Source organism: Mesorhizobium sp. P5_C1, assembly GCF_054049815.1.
Genome location: NZ_JBFULQ010000979.1, coordinates 1 through 1,287, shown reverse-complemented (window position 1 = coordinate 1,287; position 1,287 = coordinate 1). Strand labels below are relative to the sequence as shown.

Sequence of the window (1,287 nt, the reverse complement as noted above, 5' to 3'; positions counted from 1 at the left end):
TTCGACCGCGACTTGTCCCGGCTGGAGCTGTTGAGAAACACGGTGCGGCCGGGCGCATCGATCATGATCGATGCAAACGAGGCTTGGGGCGCAAAGGAAGCATCGGTAAAAATCCATAAAATTCATAACCTTGGCTATGAACTCCTGTGGGTTGAGGATCCGATTCTGCGCCATGACTTCGAAGGCCTTCGAATGCTCAAGGCGGTAACCCCCGAAACCATGATCAATTCAGGCGAATATCTCGATGCCGCCGGCAAGCGCCTGTTGATGCAGGCCGGGGCGACCGACATGCTGAATGTTCATGGACAGGTGACCGACGTGATGCGCATCGGCTGGCTGGCGGCTGAACTCGGCATCCCGGTGACCCTCGGCAATACGTTTCTTGAAATAGGGGTGCACATGGCCTGCGCCCTGCCCGAAGTCGAGTGGCTCGAATATTCCTTCCAGAATCTGAACCATCTTGTCGATGAGCCTATGGCAATCGTCGATGGATGGATTCAGGCCCCCGAGCGCCCCGGCCATGGCCTTGTCCTCTCCGAAGGGGCCCGCAGGCAATGGGCGCAGCCAGACGTGCTGCCGCACGATAAACTCGACAGGCCGCCTGTCGACGCGCGAACCGCGCTGTAACAGTAACGCCTGTTCCGAAATAGCCTGACCTGTCGATAGACGGCGCTAACACTGTTGTGATGTTTTAGATTATGTGATTAATATCTCAGACAGAAGGTCGGCGGACGTTACAAAAACCGGCGTGGATTCCTATGAGTCCACAGCTGACCAGATTGGGCCCAAAAAGGACACCGGGCGTCAGGACGATTTTCCCCGGCTCGATGGCACATTTATTGACGGTACTGACGAGGCAAATGGTAAGCCTCGTGCCGCAGCGATAGTTGATGTCCTGATCAAGGACTTTGACGAGTATGTCAGCGGCTTCGGAAGGCATGGCGGCCACGCAAGGCGCGGTCTCGCTCAATCGGGGTGGTTCAGTCGAAGAACCCGGCGTCCTCTTCCAGCAGATACTTCTTGGCGGCCTTGGCGTCGATGTCGAGACCAAGCCCGGGGGCTTCTAGCAGATCAATCATCGAATCCTTCACAATCTGCTTAGGCAGGCCAATGACGATGTCCTCCCACCAAGGGTCGGAGGCGCTCGGATATTCGAAGGCGATGTAGTTGGCGGGCAAGGTGGCGCAGACATTGATCAGCGCGCCGAGGCCGAGGAGGCCATTCGCGGTGCCGTGCGGCGCCATCAGGATCGAGTGCATATAGGCGTGCTCGGCCACCCATTTGAGC

General features: G+C 57.6%; 2 protein-coding genes. One reads left to right on the top strand and one right to left on the bottom strand.

The features are described 5' to 3' along the window. On the top strand, positions 1-627 hold a 627-nt coding region (locus ACXJ7R_RS33195), incomplete at its 5' end, for an enolase C-terminal domain-like protein (protein ID WP_457155489.1). Positions 628-980: 353 nt separating this feature from the next. Here the strand turns inward: ACXJ7R_RS33195 and ACXJ7R_RS33190 are convergent. Then, the coding region (locus tag ACXJ7R_RS33190; protein WP_457155488.1) for an enolase C-terminal domain-like protein at positions 981-1,287 on the bottom strand (307 nt) is incomplete at its 5' end.